This window comes from Pectobacterium carotovorum, from assembly GCA_016415585.1.
In the GTDB taxonomy this organism is placed as follows: domain Bacteria; phylum Pseudomonadota; class Gammaproteobacteria; order Enterobacterales; family Enterobacteriaceae; genus Pectobacterium; species Pectobacterium carotovorum_K.
In genome coordinates this window covers 1,191,809-1,212,270 of sequence record CP066552.1, presented here as the reverse complement: position 1 = coordinate 1,212,270, position 20,462 = coordinate 1,191,809, and the positions used below count along the sequence as shown (strand labels likewise).

The 20,462-nt window shown below is 49.1% G+C and carries 19 protein-coding genes and 4 tRNA genes; 5 read left to right on the top strand and 18 right to left on the bottom strand.

Going from position 1 to position 20,462, the window contains the following annotated elements:
• Positions 1-52: 52 nt before the first annotated feature.
• A complete protein-coding gene (locus JFY74_05420) occupies positions 53-847 on the top strand; it encodes an inner membrane protein YpjD (GenBank protein ID QQG29493.1) in 795 nt (264 codons plus the stop codon).
• A gap of 69 nt (positions 848-916) precedes the next feature.
• On the opposite strand, the gene luxS is transcribed toward JFY74_05420, so the two are convergent.
• The 14 genes from luxS to JFY74_05350 form a co-directional block, all read right to left on the bottom strand.
• Entirely contained in the window at positions 917-1,432 is a 516-nt protein-coding gene (gene luxS, locus JFY74_05415) for an S-ribosylhomocysteine lyase (GenBank protein QQG29492.1), read from the bottom strand.
• A gap of 152 nt (positions 1,433-1,584) precedes the next feature.
• Complete coding sequence (locus JFY74_05410) at positions 1,585-3,138, bottom strand: glutamate--cysteine ligase (protein ID QQG29491.1); 1,554 nt, start codon at positions 3,136-3,138, stop codon at positions 1,585-1,587.
• An 82-nt stretch (positions 3,139-3,220) separates the two neighbouring features.
• Entirely contained in the window at positions 3,221-3,649 is a 429-nt protein-coding gene (locus tag JFY74_05405; protein QQG29490.1) for a DedA family protein, read from the bottom strand.
• A complete protein-coding gene (gene yqaB / locus JFY74_05400) occupies positions 3,646-4,212 on the bottom strand; it encodes a fructose-1-phosphate/6-phosphogluconate phosphatase (protein ID QQG29489.1) in 567 nt (188 codons plus the stop codon). The genes JFY74_05405 and yqaB overlap by 4 nt, the downstream gene beginning before the upstream one ends.
• Positions 4,213-4,596: 384 nt before the next feature.
• Positions 4,597-4,673: transfer RNA gene (locus JFY74_05395), tRNA-Arg, on the bottom strand.
• A gap of 188 nt (positions 4,674-4,861) precedes the next feature.
• Positions 4,862-4,938 (bottom strand) — tRNA-Arg (locus JFY74_05390).
• Positions 4,939-5,009: 71 nt separating this feature from the next.
• Positions 5,010-5,086: transfer RNA gene (locus JFY74_05385), tRNA-Arg, on the bottom strand.
• A gap of 8 nt (positions 5,087-5,094) precedes the next feature.
• Positions 5,095-5,187: transfer RNA gene (locus JFY74_05380), tRNA-Ser, on the bottom strand.
• A gap of 294 nt (positions 5,188-5,481) precedes the next feature.
• On the bottom strand, positions 5,482-5,667 hold the full coding sequence (gene csrA / locus JFY74_05375; GenBank protein QQG29488.1) for a carbon storage regulator CsrA: 186 nt from the start codon (positions 5,665-5,667) through the stop codon (positions 5,482-5,484).
• A gap of 324 nt (positions 5,668-5,991) precedes the next feature.
• Entirely contained in the window at positions 5,992-8,619 is a 2,628-nt protein-coding gene (gene alaS, locus JFY74_05370) for an alanine--tRNA ligase (protein ID QQG29487.1), read from the bottom strand.
• 138 nt (positions 8,620-8,757) lie between these two features.
• Positions 8,758-9,252, bottom strand: a complete 495-nt coding sequence (gene recX, locus JFY74_05365; GenBank protein QQG29486.1) for a recombination regulator RecX — start codon at positions 9,250-9,252, stop codon at positions 8,758-8,760.
• Positions 9,253-9,297: 45 nt separating this feature from the next.
• A complete protein-coding gene (gene recA, locus JFY74_05360) occupies positions 9,298-10,371 on the bottom strand; it encodes a recombinase RecA (GenBank protein QQG29485.1) in 1,074 nt (357 codons plus the stop codon).
• A gap of 107 nt (positions 10,372-10,478) precedes the next feature.
• Positions 10,479-10,973 carry a nicotinamide-nucleotide amidase gene (pncC, locus tag JFY74_05355; GenBank protein QQG29484.1) on the bottom strand — a complete coding sequence of 165 codons (495 nt, stop codon included), beginning with the start codon at positions 10,971-10,973 and terminating at the stop codon, positions 10,479-10,481.
• A 236-nt stretch (positions 10,974-11,209) separates the two neighbouring features.
• Positions 11,210-11,545, bottom strand: a complete 336-nt coding sequence (locus tag JFY74_05350; protein ID QQG29483.1) for a hypothetical protein — start codon at positions 11,543-11,545, stop codon at positions 11,210-11,212.
• A 479-nt stretch (positions 11,546-12,024) separates the two neighbouring features.
• Between JFY74_05350 and JFY74_05345 the strand changes: the two genes are divergently transcribed.
• The 3 genes from JFY74_05345 to JFY74_05335 all read left to right on the top strand — a co-directional run bounded on the left by JFY74_05345 (position 12,025) and on the right by JFY74_05335 (position 15,023).
• Positions 12,025-12,513, top strand: coding sequence for an SRPBCC family protein (locus JFY74_05345; protein QQG29482.1), 489 nt, complete (start codon positions 12,025-12,027; stop codon positions 12,511-12,513).
• 71 nt (positions 12,514-12,584) lie between these two features.
• Complete coding sequence (locus tag JFY74_05340; GenBank protein ID QQG29481.1) at positions 12,585-13,259, top strand: MarC family NAAT transporter; 675 nt, start codon at positions 12,585-12,587, stop codon at positions 13,257-13,259.
• Positions 13,260-13,424: 165 nt separating this feature from the next.
• Complete coding sequence (locus tag JFY74_05335; protein ID QQG29480.1) at positions 13,425-15,023, top strand: GGDEF domain-containing protein; 1,599 nt, start codon at positions 13,425-13,427, stop codon at positions 15,021-15,023.
• A gap of 268 nt (positions 15,024-15,291) precedes the next feature.
• Here JFY74_05335 and JFY74_05330 read toward each other — a convergent pair whose 3' ends face one another.
• Positions 15,292-16,488, bottom strand: a complete 1,197-nt coding sequence (locus JFY74_05330) for an MFS transporter (protein ID QQG30455.1) — start codon at positions 16,486-16,488, stop codon at positions 15,292-15,294.
• Between the two features lie 115 nt (positions 16,489-16,603).
• Entirely contained in the window at positions 16,604-17,485 is an 882-nt protein-coding gene (locus JFY74_05325; GenBank protein QQG29479.1) for a LysR family transcriptional regulator, read from the bottom strand.
• A gap of 215 nt (positions 17,486-17,700) precedes the next feature.
• Here JFY74_05325 and grxB point away from each other — a divergent pair, with 215 nt between their 5' ends.
• On the top strand, positions 17,701-18,336 hold the full coding sequence (grxB, locus tag JFY74_05320; protein ID QQG29478.1) for a glutaredoxin 2: 636 nt from the start codon (positions 17,701-17,703) through the stop codon (positions 18,334-18,336).
• Between the two features lie 222 nt (positions 18,337-18,558).
• On the opposite strand, the gene JFY74_05315 is transcribed toward grxB, so the two are convergent.
• The gene (locus JFY74_05315) at positions 18,559-18,981 is read right to left on the bottom strand and encodes a bacteriocin immunity protein (GenBank protein ID QQG29477.1); all 423 of its coding nucleotides are present in this window, start codon (positions 18,979-18,981) and stop codon (positions 18,559-18,561) included.
• 134 nt (positions 18,982-19,115) lie between these two features.
• Positions 19,116-20,456, bottom strand: a complete 1,341-nt coding sequence (locus JFY74_05310; protein ID QQG29476.1) for a glycosyltransferase — start codon at positions 20,454-20,456, stop codon at positions 19,116-19,118.
• Positions 20,457-20,462 lie beyond the last annotated feature (6 nt).

The window sequence follows — 20,462 nt, the reverse complement described above, 5'->3', positions numbered from 1 at the left end:
ACGCTATACTGATTCTCTATTTTACCTAGTTGATATTTAATAACCTATTTGTATGTCTGTTTTCGCTATTGTGGCGCTTGTCGCCTATACACTCAGCCTCGGACTGATTATCCCCAGTCTGCTGCGCAAGAACAGTGCATATCGTCGGCTGGCAATACTCTCGGCCAGCGCTGCGCTACTCTGCCATGCGGTGGCGCTCTATCAACGTATTTTCGATGTTCAAGTCGGTCAAAACCTTAGCCTGCTGAATATCGGCTCGCTGGTCAGTCTCATCATCTGTACGGTTATGACGATTGTCGCCGCGCGCGATCGCGGCTGGTTTATTCTTCCTATCGTCTACACCTTTGCGTTGATCAATTTAGCCTTCGCTAGCTTCATGCCGAGTGAATTTATTACGCATCTGGAAGCGTCACCGGGTTTGATGGTCCATATCGGTCTGGCACTTTTCTCTTATGCAACCTTGCTGATTGCGGCACTTTATGCGCTCCAGCTTGCCTGGCTTGATTATCTGCTCAAGAATAAAAAGCTGGGTTTTGCCGCTGACATGCCGCCGCTGATGGGCATTGAACGTAAGATGTTTCACATCACGCAGATTGGTGTCATCTTGCTCACGCTAACGCTCTGTACCGGTTTGTTTTATATGGATGACCTGATCGATAACAAAGAGAACCTGCACAAAGCCGTGTTCTCCCTGTTTGCCTGGTTCATCTATATTCTGCTGCTCTGGGGACATTACCATGAAGGATGGCGGGGACGGCGCGTCGTCTGGTTCAGTCTGATCGGCGCACTGATGCTAACGCTGTCCTACTTCGGCAGCCGGGTTATACAGCACTTTCTCGCGGTCTGACACATTCACGAGTACAAAAAAAGAGAGCCAACGTTCGGCTCTCTTTTTTATCTGCGCATATCCAACAAACTAGATATGTAGCTCAGCCAGTTTATCTTTCGGCAACGCCAGATCGTCATTTTGGTTGATACCAATATCGTGATCCACGATGTGCTGAGCAATCTCCTGTGCTTCCTTCAGTGAGTGCATCTCATAGGTGCCACACTGAAATTCGTTCAGCTCAGGAATTTTACGCTGGTCAGTCACTTTCAGAACGTCCGCCATCGCCGCCTTCCAAGAATCGGCAACGCGTTGCTCGTCCGGCGTACCAATCAGACTCATGTAGAAACCCGTACGACATCCCATCGGAGAAATGTCGATAATTTCAACGCCATCACCGTTTAAATGGTCGCGCATAAAGCCAGCAAACAGGTGCTCTAGCGTATGGATGCCACGCTCTGGCATGACTTCGATGTTCGGACGACAGAAGCGCAGGTCAAATACCGTGATATTGTCGCCATGAGGGGTTTTCATGGTTTTAGCGACCCGAACTGCGGGTGCGGCCATACGGGTATGGTCAACGGTAAAGCTGTCTAGTAACGGCATAATGCCACCTCCTCATAGAAAAAATTCATTTTTTCTCGTTTCCGAGAACTTTTCCTTTTTATGCGAGTCTGACTTACTGAAAGACGCGCATTTATTATCATCATCCCTATTAGAGATGTTTATTTGGCCACAGTTTCTGTGGCCTTTTCTTTTTAATGCGTCGCCAGATAGTCGTCAAAACTCATCGTATCTTCAGACTCAATCTGACGTTGACGCTGCCAGGAGTTCTCACTCGCAGCAGCCAATTGTTCTTCCGTCAACACCTGCAGCGGCTCACTGCTGAGCATTTTGCGGTATTCTTCCGCTAAATTCAGCCCCACGCTACCATTGCCTTCTTGCTTCATCAACGTTAATAGTCGACCAGAGAACGTCGTTTCTGGATCGTCAAAACCAACAAGCAGTTCATCACATACCTGCTGATAGTGCGGTTGATTGTTTTCAGCGTCCAGCACTTCTGCAACGCGACGTAAATCCGCAAACAGAGATTTCCCCACCTCAGCAATCGGCTGCTGGATGGTTTCACACCGCATCCCCACCGTTTGCCCAGGTTTACGCCCTTCCAGAATCACTCGGTTCCAGTTTTTACGCGTACACAGTAGCTCATCCGCGCTCATTTCCGGTGCATCTGCCAGCGCACACCAGATCAGGAATAAATCCAGGAAACGCACCTGACTTTCACTCACTCCTGTCGGAGAGAACGGGTTGATATCCAGCGAGCGCACTTCGATATATTCAATTCCGCCACGCAGCAATGCATCAGATGGCGTTTCACCCGCACGCGTCACACGTTTCGGACGAATCGGCGCATAGAGCTCATTCTCAATCTGCAAGACATTCGTATTCAATTGTAGATAACGACCATCCTTCTTCATACCAACCTGGGCATATTCCTCAGACGGCGTTTTTATCGCGCGCTTTAATGCGGCGACATAGGTATCAAGATCGTTAAACGTAATTCCCAGATTACTCTGTGATTTATTGGTGTAGCCTAGGTCACTAAGCCGTAGAGAGGTTGCATAAGGCAGATAAAGCATGCCTTTTTCCGTACGCTCAAACGGCAGTGCGGTTTCCCGCCCTTTTAGGAAAGAAGAACAGATCGCCGGAGAAGCACCGAACAGATAAGGGATCACCCAGCCAAAGCGGTAATAGTTGCGGATCAGCCTGAAGTATCCCGCAGAAATGGCTTTTTTCCCGCTCTCTGCATCAGCGACACCCTCTCGCGCTTGCCAGAATGACAGCGGAAGGGAGAAGTTATAATGCACGCCGGAAATAGTCTGCATCAACGCACCATAGCGGTTTTTCAGCCCTTCACGATAAAGTGTCTTGAAGCGCCCAACATTTGATGAGCCATACTGCGCCAGCTCGATATTTTGCTCGCTGTCGATAAAGCACGGCATGCTCAATGGCCACATCCGCTCATCGCCCAGATTGCGGGAAACGTGACGATGAATATCGCGCAGAAACGTCAGCAGGTGATCGACATCTTTGTCGACTGGCGTAATGAACTCCAACAGCGCTTCAGCAAAGTCTGTCGTGATCCACGGGTGTGCCAACGCCGAGCCCAATATTTCCGGGTGCCCTGTTGTAGCAAGATGTCCGTTTGCTGTTACGCGCAATGTTTCGCGTTCAATTCCACGCTGAATACCCTTCACTGCTAGTGGGTGTTTTTCCAGCCAAGAAAGTGCTTCTGAAATGTCCGGGATCAAATCGACCTCCCGTTGTTAAAATGTAATGGTTGTAAGCATAATTGAAACTCAGCAGCACTCACCAGTTCGCATTGCAATCTGGTTAAGGCCACCACGCCATCCCCTGCAACGTTATACCTGCCAATACGATATACCGCAGCGCTTTTCCAATACCGATGAAAACCGCCGATTGCATCCAGGGCATGCGTAGCCAACCCGCTAACACGCACAATAAATCGCCTACTACCGGCACCCAGCTAAATAACAACGCAGCGCAGCCATAGCGCTGTAACCAGCGCATGGCCACCGAATACCCAGCTTGTTGTTTTGGCTGAGGGAGTAAGCGCCCTATAAAAATATTTGTTAACCCGCCCAGCGTATTTCCTACCGTTGCCACAGCAATCAACAGATAGGGTTTTGCACTGTCAGCAAGTAATAACGTTACCAGCAGCACTTCCGAACTGCCAGGCAACAGTGTTGCACTGAGCAGGCTACTCCAGAAAAGAGAAAAAACAGCCCAGAATTCACTCACAATGTACGGACGTCAACCACGGCCATGTTAGCGCGTTTAGCGGCTTCAATGCCGTAGTCAGCATCTTCAAACACGATACAGTGTTCTGGTGCGACAGAAATCAATGTAGCGCAACGCAGAAAGGTATCGGGGAAAGGCTTATGCTGCATAACATCATCAGCCCCAACGATTGCATCAAAATAATCATGCAGCCCTAAATGCGTTAGCAATCTATCAGCCATGCCATGCGTGCTACCTGTGCCAACTGCCATCGGACGCCGTCCGCGATAGTGCTTAACAACATCAATCAGCGGCAGTGGTTTTACGGTATCCAGCAGCATCTCCTCAACCACAGCGGTTTTTTCCGCCGCGAGTTGGTGAGCATCAATATCAGCTTGATGACTGTCGATAATACGCTGTGCAATACGCCAGGTGGGCGAGCCGTTCAATGCGGTCATGGCACTGGCATCATATCTCATACCATATAGGGCAAGAACCTGATCCCACGCTTTATGGTGCGTTGGTTCGGTATCAAGCAGGGTGCCATCCATATCAAAGATCAGCCCTTGATAGCGATCGTACATCATGACTCCATGATCACTGAAAAGAGAGCTTACTTTATCGTAAAGTGAAAACGTTGTCGCTTATTCAATAACCTTATAAAAAACAGGTTATTACCTCCATAGGAGTAGACAACCTTCATTTATTCGTCGGCTCAATATCAATATAGGCAAGAGAGAGGCAAGAATTAATACACGGGAGTAATGAGAAAAATATCATTCTGATATCAGCAGAACAGAAGGCTGTGCCATCAGAGCGCGAAAATAGGGTAGAGAGCGGTTGCTAAAACAGAAATGGGGCATCGGAGGAAATTATCTGGCTTGCTTAGTACTTCAGGACGTTGCTAAAACAAGATTACTCTACGCTTATCGATTAACTAAGGTAAGAGTTTTATTTACATCAAAATATGGTGCATCCGGGAGGATTCGAACCTCCGACCGCTCGGTTCGTAGCCGAGTACTCTATCCAGCTGAGCTACGGATGCAGAGTGTGGTGCAGAAATAATGGGGTGAGCAATTAAACGAGATACTTAAGAATGGTGCATCCGGGAGGATTACTCGGCTTCGCCTCGCCCTTCGGGCCGTTGCTAAAGCAACGTTTTCCTCCCTTGTACTTATAGGCCGCGTAGGCTGATTATAAGAACAAGATAACAACCTTATCCATATCGAAATATGGTGCATCCGGGAGGATTCGAACCTCCGACCGCTCGGTTCGTAGCCGAGTACTCTATCCAGCTGAGCTACGGATGCATTGATAATTCTTCATCTGCGACAAAACTTGCTTTCACTAATACTACTTGCCTTGCAAAGGCAGTATTTAATGGTGCATCCGGGAGGATTCGAACCTCCGACCGCTCGGTTCGTAGCCGAGTACTCTATCCAGCTGAGCTACGGATGCATATTAAATGGCGGTGAGGGAGGGATTCGAACCCTCGATGCAGCTTTTGACCGCATACTCCCTTAGCAGGGGAGCGCCTTCAGCCTCTCGGCCACCTCACCTTACATTACCTGATTCGCTACTAAGAACTTCTTGTTAGTGCTCACCGGTACTGCGTGGCGCACATATTACTTTCCCAGACTTATAAGTCAAACAATTTTTCCCACCTTGTGTTCGTTTGAACAATTCGCATCCAAGACGCGCACTTTCACAACAAAAAGTCTATTTTATCGACAGAAAAACAGGCGGTTACCTTGCCAAAGGAAGCGCACAGTAAAAATGGATATATCGATAAATGTGTGGGGGAAAAGCGGGAAATAACAAGTGCGTCCCGCGAACACGAGACGCATTGTCAATCAATATGACGTTGGTTGAGATTTTTCGGCCTGAATACGCTGATAGATCTCTTCACGGTGGACAGAAACCTCTTTAGGTGCATTAACACCAATACGCACCTGGTTGCCTTTCACTCCTAATACGGTAACCGTTACCTCATCGCCGATCATGAGGGTTTCGCCAACTCGACGAGTCAAAATAAGCATTCTTTGCTCCTTGAAAGATTATAAAGAGTCGGGTCTCTCTGTCTCCCCGCCATTATCCATCATGTGCCGTGAAAACGTAAACCTAGACGATGGTATAACCACACCATCACACCCCGGTTTGTCACTACTTGTTAGTTTAGTCGATATCAGTAGCTTGTGCTTTTGTTATCACAACAACAGAACTGAGCATGTAAAGCTTCAGAATATCTGAAGGTAACACACTTTCTATCCTACTTGCCGGATCCTTTTCCGCAGACAAAAACGCCACAACCAGAAAGTTATGGCGTTTTTGTTGGATAACGCAAATAAAACGTTATCTGTCGTTTATAGCTTAGCAGCAACCCAAGATTCAACGCTTGCCAGCGCAGCAGGCAGTGCTGACACGTCTGAACCACCAGCCTGAGCCATATCTGGGCGACCACCGCCTTTACCGCCAACCTGCTGGGCAACAAACCCAATCAGTTCACCGGCTTTTACACGGTCAGTCAGATCTTTCGTTACACCAGAAATCAAGCTAACCCGGCCTTCTGCCGCCGTTCCGAGAACGATAACAGCAGATCCAAGCTGATTCTTCAGGTCGTCAACCATCGTGCGCAGCAGTTTAGGATCCACGTTGTCCAGTTGCGTGACCAGCAACTTCACACCGTTAACCTCTTTTGCTTTGCCAGACAGCGACGAGCTTTCCTGCGCCGCTTGTTGAGCCTTAAACTGCTGAAGCTCTTTCTCCAACGCGCGGGCACGATCCAGAACAGAGCGTACCTTATCCGTCAGGTTGTGACTATCCCCTTTCAGCAGTTGCGCAATGTCTTGCAAAACGTCGCTCTGGCGATGCAACGCAGACAACGCATTCTCACCCGTGGTCGCTTCAATACGACGCACGCCGGCAGCAGTGCCTGATTCAGAAATGATCTGGAACAGGCCAATATCACCGGTACGGCTTGCGTGCGTGCCCCCACAAAGCTCAATGGAGAAATCACCCATCGTCAGAACACGGACATGGTCATCGTACTTCTCGCCGAACAGCGCCATTGCGCCCTTCGCTCTCGCATCATCCAGCGCCATGACATCCGTTTGCACGGTAAGGTTACGGCGGATTTGCGCGTTGACGATATCTTCAACCTGACGAATCTGCTCAGGCTTCATCGCTTCCGTATGTGAGAAGTCAAAACGCAGATAGCTATCGTTAACCAGAGAGCCTTTCTGTGCGACGTGATCGCCCAAAACCTGACGCAGCGCGGCATGCAGCAAGTGCGTCGCAGAGTGGTTCAGACGAATGCGATCGCGGCGTTGGCTATCAACGTTTGCCTCGACACTGTCGTTAACACGCAGCGTACCCTGAGTCAGTTTACCGACGTGACCAATTGCCTGACCGTATTTCTGAGTATCCTGAACAGCAAAGCTGACGCCCGCATTTTTCAGTTCACCCTGGTCGCCAACCTGACCACCGGATTCACCATAGAATGGCGTTTCGTTCAGAATCACAACCGCTTCATCACCTGCCGCAATCTGATCAACCGCGTTTCCATGGTGATAAATCGCAATAACCTTCGCTTGCTGCTGCGTTTTTTCATAACCGCAGAACGGTGTGTTTTCATCCACACGGATGAGGCTGTTGTAATCTACGCCAAATCCGCTGGCTTCACGCGCGCGCTGGCGCTGCGCCGTCATTGCGGCTTCAAAGCCTTCTTCATCGACTTTCAGGCCGCGCTCGCGGCACACATCTGCCGTGAGGTCGACAGGGAAACCATAGGTGTCATACAGGCGGAAGGCGGTTTCACCATCCAGCGTATCCCCTTTCAGGTTTTTAATTTCTTCGTCCAGCAGAGACAAGCCGCGTTCCAGCGTGCGGGCAAACTGTTCTTCTTCCGTCTTCAGCGCCTGCTCAACCACAGACTGCTGTTTTTTCAATTCTTCAGCCGCTGGCCCCATGACGTGAATCAGCGGCGCAACGAGTTTGTAGAAGAAAGCATCCGTAGCGCCCAGCATATTACCGTGGCGCGCAGCGCGGCGGATAATACGGCGCAGAACATAACCACGGTTTTCATTAGATGGCATCACGCCATCGGCAATCAGGAACGCACAAGAGCGGATATGGTCAGCGATAACACGCAGCGATTTGTTGGTTAAATCCGTCGTTCCGACGGCTTTCGCTACCGCATCAATCAGCGTTTTGAACAAATCAATGTCATAGTTTGAATTGACGTGCTGCAAGACGGCAGAAACGCGCTCTAACCCCATGCCGGTATCGACGGAAGGTTTAGGCAGTGGCAGCATGGTGCCGTCAATCTGACGGTTGAACTGCATGAACACCAGGTTCCAGATTTCGATATAGCGATCGCCGTCTTCATCAGGGCTTCCCGGCGGGCCACCTGCGATGTGCTCACCGTGATCGTAGAAAATCTCGGTACATGGACCACACGGCCCCGTTTCACCCATCTGCCAGAAGTTATCAGAGGCGTAAGGTCCGCCTTTGTTATCACCAATACGAATAATTCTTTCGCGCGGCACGCCAACTTCATCAGCCCAAATGTCGTAGGCTTCATCATCCGTTGCGTACACCGTTACCCACAGTTTTTCTTTCGGCAGATTGAACCACTGAGGAGATGTCAGCAATTCCCATGCATAGCGAATCGCATCATGCTTGAAATAGTCACCGAAGCTGAAGTTACCCAGCATTTCAAAGAAGGTATGGTGGCGTGCGGTATAACCTACGTTTTCCAGGTCATTATGTTTACCACCGGCACGTACGCAGCGCTGCGAGGTCGTCGCTCGGGCATAGCTGCGTTTATCCAGACCGAGGAACACATCTTTGAACTGGTTCATACCCGCATTGGTGAATAACAATGTCGGATCGTTGTTCGGCACCAGAGAGCTGCTATCAACAACCTGGTGTCCCTTACTGTGGAAAAAATCGAGAAACGCTTGACGGATCTCAGCGGTGCTCTTGCTCATAATTGTCCTGGAATCAAGCTAGAAGAACAGATCGCGGGCAAGGTTAGTCCAGCATGCTGACGTTACCGAGCAACTCACGAACAAAAAAGTGGGAATAAGATAAATTTTCTTCGATGGGAAGTAAAATCCCGTGTGCGTTCAATCTGAAAAATTCGTATAAATTGACTGGATTTCTTCATGAAAGAAGCCACGATAAAGCAGATATCGCTGATGTTTGACTTTGTCTTTCCATTCATCGGACAGAGGATGCCCGAATTTTCGTTCCACAACCGATTTCGCCAGTGCACACCAATCGATATCACTCTCGTTTAATGCTGTGGCTAACGTTGTCTTATCGATTCCTTTCTGGCTTAGCTCCATTTTGATCCGCTGGGCACCATAGCCTTTGCGGCTCCGGCTGCTGATATAGCGGCGAGCATAGCGCTCGTCATCCAGCCAACCGTGTTCCTTGCAGTAAGCAATAGCCGCTTCCACATCTTCTGCCGCAGCTCGGGCTGTGGCTTCGTCTGCCTCATCTTCTGCTTTTGCGCTTTCTGACTTATATAAATACGCCGCACATTTGCGGCGTATTTCGGTTTCACTATAATCGCGAACAGAAAGCACATTCATCGCATAGCGTAATGGTTTATTCATCCATCTATCCGCTGAAGTGCCCTGTCACAATCCATTCAGCCACCATTAAAACTCTTCGTTGCCTTCACCAGCGAATTCATCTTCGTCATGGCTATTTCCAGCGGCGGCTGGCGTCAGTTCATTGCCTTTGTGCAGCAACATTTCACGCAATTTCTTGTCCAGTTCCGCAGCAATGGCCGGGTTCTCTTTCAGGAAATTACAGGCATTCGCTTTACCCTGACCAATCTTGTCGCCGTTATAGCTATACCAGGCACCGGCTTTTTCGATCAGCTTGTGTTTCACACCCAAATCAACCAGCTCACCGTGGATATTGATGCCTTCGCCGTACAGAATTTGGAATTCAGCCTGTTTGAACGGTGCTGCTACTTTATTTTTCACGACTTTCACGCGGGTTTCGCTGCCGACCACTTCTTCGCCTTCCTTGATAGCGCCAGTACGACGAATATCCAAACGAACAGAGGCGTAAAACTTCAGTGCGTTACCACCGGTAGTCGTTTCAGGGTTACCGAACATCACACCGATTTTCATACGGATCTGGTTAATGAAGATCAGCAGCGTATTGGCTTGCTTCAGGTTACCCGCCAGTTTACGCATAGCCTGACTCATCATACGAGCAGCAAGCCCCATGTGGGAATCACCGATTTCACCTTCAATTTCGGCTTTCGGCGTCAGTGCTGCAACGGAGTCGACGATGATAACGTCAACAGCGCCAGAGCGCGTTAGTGCATCACAGATCTCCAACGCTTGCTCGCCAGTATCCGGCTGAGAACACAGCAGGTTATCGATATCTACACCAAGCTTTTTCGCATAAATCGGGTCCAGCGCATGCTCAGCATCGATAAACGCACACGTTTTACCTTCGCGCTGAGCGGCAGCAATAACCTGTAAGGTCAGTGTTGTTTTACCGGAAGATTCTGGGCCATAAATCTCAACGATACGCCCCATCGGTAAACCACCGGCACCCAAAGCGATATCCAGAGATAAAGAGCCTGTAGAAATGGTTTCAACATCCATTGAGCGATCCTCGCCCAACCGCATGATAGAACCTTTACCAAATTGCTTTTCGATTTGACCCAGTGCTGCCGCAAGTGCCTTTTGTTTGTTCTCATCAATAGCCATTTCTGCTCCTGTCATGCGGCGTAAAGCTGCTCTCTCTACGCGGCTGCTTAATCATGAATTGCCGAATAATTACTGACATTATACTGTATGCGCATACAGCATCAAGGTTATTTTTTCAGAAACGTGTCGAGCAACGTTTGCAGCGCAAAATGAACAGATTGCAGGCGCACCGCGTTTCTGTCTCCACTGAACCGCATTGTCCGGGCGAATGCCCCACCCTGTTTGTCGGTGAAACCAAACCACACCGTGCCGACAGGCTTCTCTTCGGTCCCCCCGTCTGGCCCGGCGACGCCGCTTACCGATATGGCAAAATCGGCATCGGCGGCCTGTAAAGCCCCTGCGGCCATCTCATTAACGACAGCTTCACTCACCGCGCCATACCGTTCCAGTGTTTCTGCGTTCACATTCACCAGACGCTGCTTGGCCAGATTGCTGTATGTCACAAAGCCGTAGTCAAACCAGCCAGAACTACCTGCGATATCGGTAATAGACTTAGCCAGCCAGCCTCCGGTGCAGGATTCCGCACATGTCAGCGTGGCACCACGCGCCTTCAGTTTTTCGCCCACCAAAGCACTTAACCGCAGAATGTCAGCTTCCGTCATTGCCGCCTCATCTTAATCAAGGATTGTTGGGTCAGGGTAACACTTTTCCCTGAAAAAGACGCTCCGCTGCGCGGTATGCGAAGCGCATAGCAAAGAAGATGAAAAAGGAATGAAAACCGAAGAAGAGCGAATAAAACGCTGCCGAATAATCAGGGAGACAATAGCACGACGCTAATAGAGTAGTCGGCTGGCAGGAATACAGAGGGAATAGGAGTAATTAATAATGATTGAGCAATTTACATACAGCCAGCGCAACTGGTGCATCGCCAGTCCTGCTTATTTATAGCCTGAAAGAAATATCTGAAATAACACTCTTCGATAGGGACATTATTTTCTTCAAAGCTATCGGCCAGCCAGTCGATATTTTCCAGAATCCAATCATCTTCATCGAGTCCGTCCCGGTACATTTCATCATCAGGATCGATGATAGAATAGATCCCCATCGTTCCCATATGATTTTCTTTATATTTTTCCGGCAACGTGAAATCTTTTTCTTGATAAGATATTAACCAGTGACCATGGCAAAGCAGGTTGCCATTACGGCTCCACTTAGCAACAAATGGATTGCTCATATTTATTCCCACCAGCATAAAAGCTGATTATAAACGTATCACGAAACATTTATAAAGTAAATCACCTCACAATTCATATATTATTTATAGGACAGAGCGCATGGATAAATATCTATTACATCTTAGTAGGTATAAATCCATTAAGAATAAATTGATAAATATCAATTTATATAAAATAAAATATCAAAACAGAGAAATATAAATAAAAAAGCCCACTAAAAATAGTGGGCGGGGTACAACGATTATTGTTATGTAAAAACCCTAGTGTTTTGCGGCACGTCATTCGGCTTCTGTCTGATGCTTACAGTACCAAATGAACATTAGCTCAACATTAGGTGCGCAAAAATCCTAGTTATTGCTACGATAGTCTACGCCAGCACAATCCACGCACTCCCCTGCTTTGCTTCGCTGGCCGATATCAGTCAGAATGGCGGACATATGCCCATAAAGGGGTAACAATCCATTAGGGAGGATGACGGGTGTTTCCCTCTTTCTTAAGAAAAATCGCAGCGAAAAACGGTAGTTATGCTAATGAAATCAGCAACAGTATTACTATCAATCGCCCAACAGAACGCTTGTTTGATCTTTGGCGCAAGCCGGAAACATTGCCGATCCTGATGGGGCATTTTGCCCATATCGAGATACTGAACTATACCGACTCCAACTGGCGGATTAACACGCCGATTGGCGCACTCATTGAGTGGCAGGCACGTATTATTGACGAAAAAACAGGGGAGTATATCCACTGGCGTTCGCTGGAAGGGGCGCGGGTTCCCAATGAAGGCCGACTTTCTTTTCGACCTACTGAGTCGGAAGGCGGTACAGTCGTAACGCTGACGATTCGTTACAATCCACCGGGAGGCTTGATCGGGAAAAAGATCGGCCAAATGTTTGATATGTTTTCTCGCGACATGCTGACCAAGACACTCTATCGTTTCAAAAAATTAGCGGAAGACGAGTTGGTATAAGACGCCCTGGCGACGGGTCATCATTGACCATTTTCCTGAACTGACGAGCGCCCAATAAAGAGGTACGTAGAATGCTGGAATTGATTAAAACTGTTGGCCTTGGTCTAGTGCTAATCCTGCCACTTGCAAACCCACTGACAACGGTAGCGGTATTTTTGGCTATGTCCGGTAACATGAGTCAGGGGGAACGAAATCGTCAGATCTTTCAAGCATCGCTCTACATCTTCATTATTATGACTGTGGCGTACTACGCGGGACAGATCGTGATGCATACTTTTGGGATTTCCATTCCTGGGTTACGCATTGCTGGTGGGCTCATCGTAGCATTTATTGGCTTTCGCATGCTTTTTCCCCAGGAAAAGCCAGAACATTCGCCTGAAGTTAAAAGCAAAAAAGAAGAAATTAACGACAGTTTTTCCGCCAATGAAGTCAATATTGCCTTCGTTCCGCTGGCAATGCCCAGCACCGCAGGGCCAGGGACGATTGCCCTCATCATTAGCTCTGCCTCACAAATCAAGAGCGGCGTCGATATTACGCCATGGGTTATTACTGTTGCCCCTGTACTCACCTTCATATTAGTCAGCCTGATCGTCTGGCTCAGCCTAAAAAGTTCTGGCCTGATTATGCGTCTGATTGGGAAAAGCAGCATTGAAGCCATTTCGCGGCTGATGGGTTTTTTGCTGGTTTGTATGGGTGTGCAGTTCATCATTAATGGCACACTGGAGATCGTGCACTCCCTTCATTAAGCTGAATGAAGGCTGAGATATCAGTACACTGCCAGATAACCAAATTAACGTCTATAACTTTGAATGGCGAGAATGTATTCGACGGCCGTAAGAGATGTTCAACCCGTGCACATAACAACAAAGATGACTTTTTGCTTACCTAGCGGAAAATAGGTGCGGTCGATAATGAAAGTAAAAAAACAGTTCTCAGCCAATTTACGTTCACTCATTTTATCCCTCGCGATTATCAGCATGATGATTACGCTAACAAATGCCTATATCGCCGTTTATAACGTACAGAAGAAGCTCATTACCGATCAGATACTGAGTTCAAACCTTAACTATTCGTCCAAATTGGCTGCCACCACCGAAAGTTTTTTATCTTCCGCACAGCAGGAGCTGGCCTATAGCGCCACATGGATTGCGAATAATTTCAGTAATGATAATGTACTGCTGGAGAAAAGCGAGCAGGCATACCATATGAGCCAAAGCTTTAATTCTATTTTTGTTGCAGACGACCAGAACCGTATACGCGCGGTTTACCCAGCATCACTCAATCTGAGAGGAAGCACGCTGGCCTCAGATGCCAGCAAGCTGGCGTTGACGGAACAAAGGCCGTTAATCAGCCAGCCTTATGTCTCCATGACAGGGAATTTACTCGTATTGGTTTCCTCCCCCATAAAAGATAAACAAGGTAATTATCTTGGCTACATCGGCGGAACGATTTATTTAAAAAGTAAAAGTGTGCTCAATGAGTTTATGAATACCCATTTTTATAACGACTATTCCAGCGTCTATGTCATCGATAAAAACGGTATTGTTCTCTATCATCAGGATAAACAGTGGGTCGGCAAATCCATCAGCGATGAGAAAATCAAAGCTGCCTTTCAGAACAAAAAAAGTGGAACGCTCGCTATACCCGATATGCTAGGCGCTCCATCGCTGGCTGGCTTTGATACGGTTAAATCATCTGGCTGGGTGATCATTACCTTACACCCTTATCAAAATGTTATTGATTCAATTAACGGCGTCATGCGATCTGTCTTATATGAAGGTGCGCCCGTGATGGCATTAACACTTATTGCACTCACTCTGCTCGCTTTCTCTATTGCCAATCCCTTGCGCTTGCTGGCCGTTTCTGCCAGTAAAATGGAGGAGCCAGACGTCATTGAAAAAATCAAGAAAGTCCCTTCCTGGTATTTTGAGGTTGACCAGCTAAAGCGCGTCATTCTTTTCGGTACAGTGCTCTTGCACAAGCGGATTGGCAAACTGAGTTTGCTGGCGCATACCGATCCGCTCACCGGATTACTTAATCGCCGTGGTATCTATGAAAATGTTGAACTCATTCTGTCAAAGAGTAATCAGGTTGCGGCCATCGTGATCGATATCGATCATTTCAAACGCGTGAATGATACCTACGGGCACAATGTCGGTGATGACGTTATCAGGCTGTTGGCTAAAAACATAAAACAAGGATCGCGGGAATCCGATCTGATCGGTCGTACCGGAGGGGAGGAGTTCCTCGCGCTCTTGTCCGATACGGACATAAAGCAAGCAGCCGAAATTGCCGAACGGCTGCGTAAAAAAGTCGAAAAAATGCCGCTGCCCATTCCTGAAAACATCACAATTTCATTAGGCGTCACCTGTTTTATTCCGGGAGAGGAGCAGATCGATAGCGTTTTGAAAATCGCGGATGATGCCCTTTATCAGGCTAAGCATGAAGGCAGAAACCGAGTCGTTACCAAAATAGTCCCCGACAGTTCAATCAAGAGCGAGACAGAATAAGCACACTCAGCACCAATCCAGCTCGCTGAAAATCAGGCAAAAAAAAACCCGCACAAGGCGGGTAAGGTCATTCTAATGACAGGGATGGTTAACTACACAACACTCACAGAGATGTGAGGTACTGACAAGGGATGCAAGGACTATAGCAAGCCAAATGTATAGTATTGTCATCGGCAAGTAAGGTTAATCTACCGGTTGTAAAACAACATTGGCGAAATTTCCCAGCCGCCATATCTGGCTATTTCAGCCTGCTTTCCTTCGATTGCAATTAGGCTTTTTGGATTTTTATCAGCGCAGCCAGCAGCGCCACGGTGGTCAGAACGCTGGCAAGCCCCCCAACCATCAACCACCCCCCTTGATGCCATGCGGCCATCGCAACCGAGGAACCCGCCGCGCCGCCCAGAAACATCCCGCCCATGAATACGGTATTGATCCGGCCTCTGGCCGCTTCACCGAGTCCATAAATCACATGTTGATTGGCAATTAACGCACTTTGCACGCCGAGATCGAGCAGGACAACGCCGATAATCAGGCCAATGACGGAATCAAAACCGATGAATATTCCCCATGAGAGCAGCGTCAACAGCGATCCGGCAATCACAACCGGGCGGCTGCCGGCTCTATCAGCCAGTCTTCCCGCCAGTGGCGCCGCAAAAATGCCCACGACACCAATCACGCCGAACAGACCCGCAGCGGCAGCGCCCATGTGAAAGCGTCCACTTTCCAGATACAGAGCAAGCACGCTCCAGAACGCGCTGAACGATGCAAACAGCAGCGCCTGAATCAACGTGGCTTTACGCAACGTGCGTTCATCCTGCCACAGCGTTACCAGTGAATGCATCAGCTCACGGTAACGAACAGTTTGGTTCGATGGTGAAGCCGGTAACATTCTTCCCATTGCCCACGCGCCCGCCAGCGCCAGCGGCACGCTCAGCCAAAACATCGCCCGCCAGCCTGCGCTTTCCGCCACCAGGCCCGCAATCGTGCGACTAAGCAGAATCCCACTTAGCAACCCACTCATGACCGTTCCGACAATCGCACCGCGCTGCTTCGCATCGGCCAGTGCCGCCGCAGCCGGAACAATCTGCTGTGCAGCGGTGGCACCAAAACCAATAATCAACGAGGCACTTAACAAGGCAAAAGCCGATGTCGACAACGCAGCAAATGCAGAGGCCAACGCCAGCAGCAAAAATTGCCACACGATCAGCCGACGCCGATCGAACTTATCACCGAGCGGAACCAGCAGTAGCAGTCCCAAGGCGTAGCCCAACTGCGTCACGGTTGGGATCAGCGAAACCGCCCCGCTTGACGTAAAACTTTCGCCGATCACGCCCAGCATCGGCTGGTTGTAATAGATATTGGCAACAGAAATACCGCTGGCTGCCGCCATCGAGAAAATCAATACTTTGCTGGGAACCTGCCGCGCTCTGACATCGGCTTCGCTGGATAATGTGCTCATCATCATACCTATTTGTGTGTTTCCTGCCGGAAATCGGCAAACAATGAGCAGAGCATAAGACGTCATACTCATTCCCAGTAGAGAGGCAAGATGAATATCAGCTATTCCAAATAGGAATACGTCAGGAGAAAAGACGCTGAACGAAATCGGTAAAAATTCTGGCGCGAGCTGATGTCATGCGGCCTCCGGGGTAGACAGCCCACAGATCCATCTTACCCAGCGACCATGAATCCAGCGCGGTGACGACCTGCCCGCTCTCAAGCTCTGGAGCAAACATCCACTCGGAAGCGATGGTCAACCCTACACCGGACAGCACCGCTGCACGTACGCCTTCCGCCGCAGAAACACGGATACGCCCATTGGGGAATACCGTGGTCTGTGTTCCATCCCGAGAAAAAATCCAACGATCGGTTCTCTCTCCCTGCAAATAAATGACGGCAGGATGCGCAGCCAGTGCATCAGGAGAAGCAGGCATGCCATGAACGGCAAAATAATCGGGTGTCGCTAAGAGGCGCATGGAACACGAGGCCAAACGCTGGGCGATCAGGCTTGAATCCTTCATTTCACCCAAACGCAGTGCTACATCAATTCCTTCAGCAATCAGATCGATCGGACGATCGTCCAGAATGACATCAATATTTAGCTGCGGATGTTCTGCCATGAACTCATAGAGTCGCGGCATAATGTGCAGTCTGGCAAAGGTGACGGGTGCACAGATGCGTAGCCGCCCAGACAGCGCAGCGCTCCCGCTAACCACATGCTCTTGGGCATCCCTCAGTACCTTTAATGCGGGGGAGATTTGCTCATAAAAACTCTGCCCAGCTTCTGTCGGTGTCAGCCCTCGGGTAGAACGGAGCAGCAGAGGCGTTGCCAGCTGATTTTCAAGCTGCATAATCGCTTTGGAAACCGCAGGCTGCCCAATACCGAGCCTGCGAGACGCAGCGGAAAACGAACCCGTTTCAAAAACGCAGATAAAAGTTTCCAGCGCGCTCAGGCGATCCATGATTTCTCTTCCGAAAAAGGGGTTTCACTGCATCATACCGTAATCCGGCGAGGATAAGGCGGATCCACACTGCGCCCTTCCTTTCCCTGTTATCACCATCGTCAGGCACATTCACTTTACCGCCGACCGTATCAGGTATTACTCTGATGGCATGACTTGTCATGACCGGGCTAGCAAATTTTTGCTGACTTTTTCAAAATCTTACGAGGCGATGCATGAAACTTTTCATTTACGAACACTGCCCATTCTGTGTCAGAGCCAGAATGATTTTTGGTCTGAAAGATCTGCCTGTTGAGCAATCCGTCATTATGGAAGGCGACATCGACACGCCAACACGCATGGTGGGCCGCAAAGTGGTACCTATCCTGCAGAAAGAAGATGGCAGTTTCATGCCAGAAAGCATGGATATCGTCCACTATGTCGACAGCAAGCAAGCGCCATTAATCGCCGACAAACCAGTTGATGCCGAGATTGAAGCCTGGTGTAAATCCGTTTCCAGCGCGGTGTTTAACCTTGCGATCCCTCGCTTCACAAAAGCCGACTTCAAAGAGCTTTCCACGCCAGAGGCGCGTCATGCCTACATTCTGCGTGAAGAGAAAGCCTTCGGCGATCTGGATGCACTAATAGCAAAAACGCCAGAGCTGATTGCGGAAGTGGAGCAAAAACTCGATGCGCTGGAGCCGCGTCTGGCAAACGTCAGCGCCATTTCCACCACCGATTTTATTCTGTTCCCGATCTTACTATCGCTCACGATCGTGAAAGGCGTGCAGTTTGGCCCTAACGTCCACGCCTACCTTGAGCGTGTCTCAACAGCCAGCAAGGTTGCCTTGCTGACCGATAAGGCGCTGTAAAATAAAAATATATACCCTAAATAATTCGAGTTTCAGGAAGGCGGTAAGGGAAGGAATCCCGATGAGCTTACTCAAGTAAGTGATTCGGGTGACTGAACGCAGCCGACGCACATGCAACTTGAAGTATAACGGGTATAGAAACAACAAAGGAGCGGCTTATAGCGGCTCCTTATTTTTAACAACGTTCGGATAACGTGGTTCATTTACCAACGACGATCAGGATTATTGATCCTTGGGATTGAGCTCACATCCTTCTACATCGTGATCAGGCTCGATCACGGAATACGCCTGAGTATTTTTCGTTTTCTTTATCAGGAAAGGCTTCCTTGAAAAGTAACTCCCAATGTGAGCATCATCCACGAAACAGGCAATGATCTCTTTTTCATTCTCCGAGATAATACGCAGTGAATACGTCCAACTGCCATCTTTCTCCGTTGCGTCCGCCCAGCCTTTTTCCTGGCTAAAAACATAGTCACTGGTATCTTTCAGCAGCGTCCCCTTGGGAAAATGTCTCGGCCCAAAAGAACTGCGGAAAGTGGTCACATCCAAATGCTTCAGCACCGTCAGCACATCCGTTTTGGTTGCCGAAAAACCGGTCTGGGGCATTATCAATACTGAAAAAATCACGGCCAAAAATAGTTTCATTTACTGCCCCCCTGGGATAGAACATCCGTGCGTGTATTCTATTTTAAAAACATGATCTGCAATAGCGTTATGGGACACGGTTTCACCCCATAACGCGTGACCGATTTCAGCACGTTATTACGATGAAATAATGGCTAAACGCGAAGCAGAGAAACATCCTTACCTGATGTTATACCGCCCTCCTTTAGCGGACATTCATTTGGAAGGGATAGCGCATTCACTTCGGCCTTAATCAGAGCAAGCGCATCATGGCTTGCATAATCTGCCTGAATCCACCTTGCACGCTGTAAATAACCAGGATCCTCCAATATCTCAATAACAGACTGCTTAATCTGCTGTTCACTCGGCGTACTGGTTTGCAGGTTAATCCCACATTTGGCAAATACTACACGCGCAGCACCTTCCTGCTTATCTTCCCCAACACCGGCCACAATTAAGGGAACGCCATCTTTCAGCGCAGCATTAATCGAACCGTATCCGCCATTGCTGATGACGATCGACGCCCTTGGCAGCCAATCGTCATAAGAGAGGAAGCTCACCACTCTGGCATTTTCAGGCAAGGAGGCTTGCAGCGAATCAACCGAACGCCCCCCAGTGGTCGCCAGCACTCTGACAGGTAAGTCAGCTAATGCGCGCAGCGTTGGCCCAATGAGCTGCTGGAGATCGACATTCGCCAATGTGCCTTGTGAAACGATAATCAGTGGCCGCTTGTCGTCCGGTGCCCACCATTGCGGAACACGTTCTGCTGCCGCGTGGTGGGATAATGGCCCAATAAATCGTACACTTTGTGGCAAATCATCACGCCGATACTCAAGCTCAGTGGTGGATAACTGTAAGAAACGATCGCAACGGCCAATCAGTGTATCCATAAAAGGCTGTTCGAGAGGCTTTCCTCCCGACTGCACCATCGCATGATTAAACGCGTGCTGAACCTCGCTCATCAATCCCCGCGTTTCTTCATCGACCAGTTGTTCATGGCTCAGGTCAGGCGGCAACAATTTGGGAGGAATACGAGGCCCATAGAAAACAGAATCTCGCGTCGAATAGGACAATGGCGTAACACCTATTACGATGACGGGCGGCCGCTCTCTGGAGAACAGCAGCGGCAAGACACCATAAAAACAGTTTTCAACGATGAGCAAATCGGCGCGGGTCTTTGCCAATGCGTCACGTAGTTGGCTATCCAGCAGTGGAATCGGGGCCGCAAAGAAATCTTTCAGAGCCAGAGCCATCTGCGCGTTACCCGGCGGCAACATCGCGCGTTGGGGGAAATGCTGCTCAAGGTGCCGGTAGTCGAAATCAATGTCATCGCTAAAAGGGATAAACCCGACGCCAGCCGCTTCCGCCTGCTCACGAAACAACGCGCCGCTAAACAGCGTGACATCGTTCCCTTGCTCAACCAGATAGCGAGCGATAGTCAGTAAAGGGTAAACGTGCCCCGGCGTCGCCATCGCCGCCATAAGAATATGTGCCATGATACT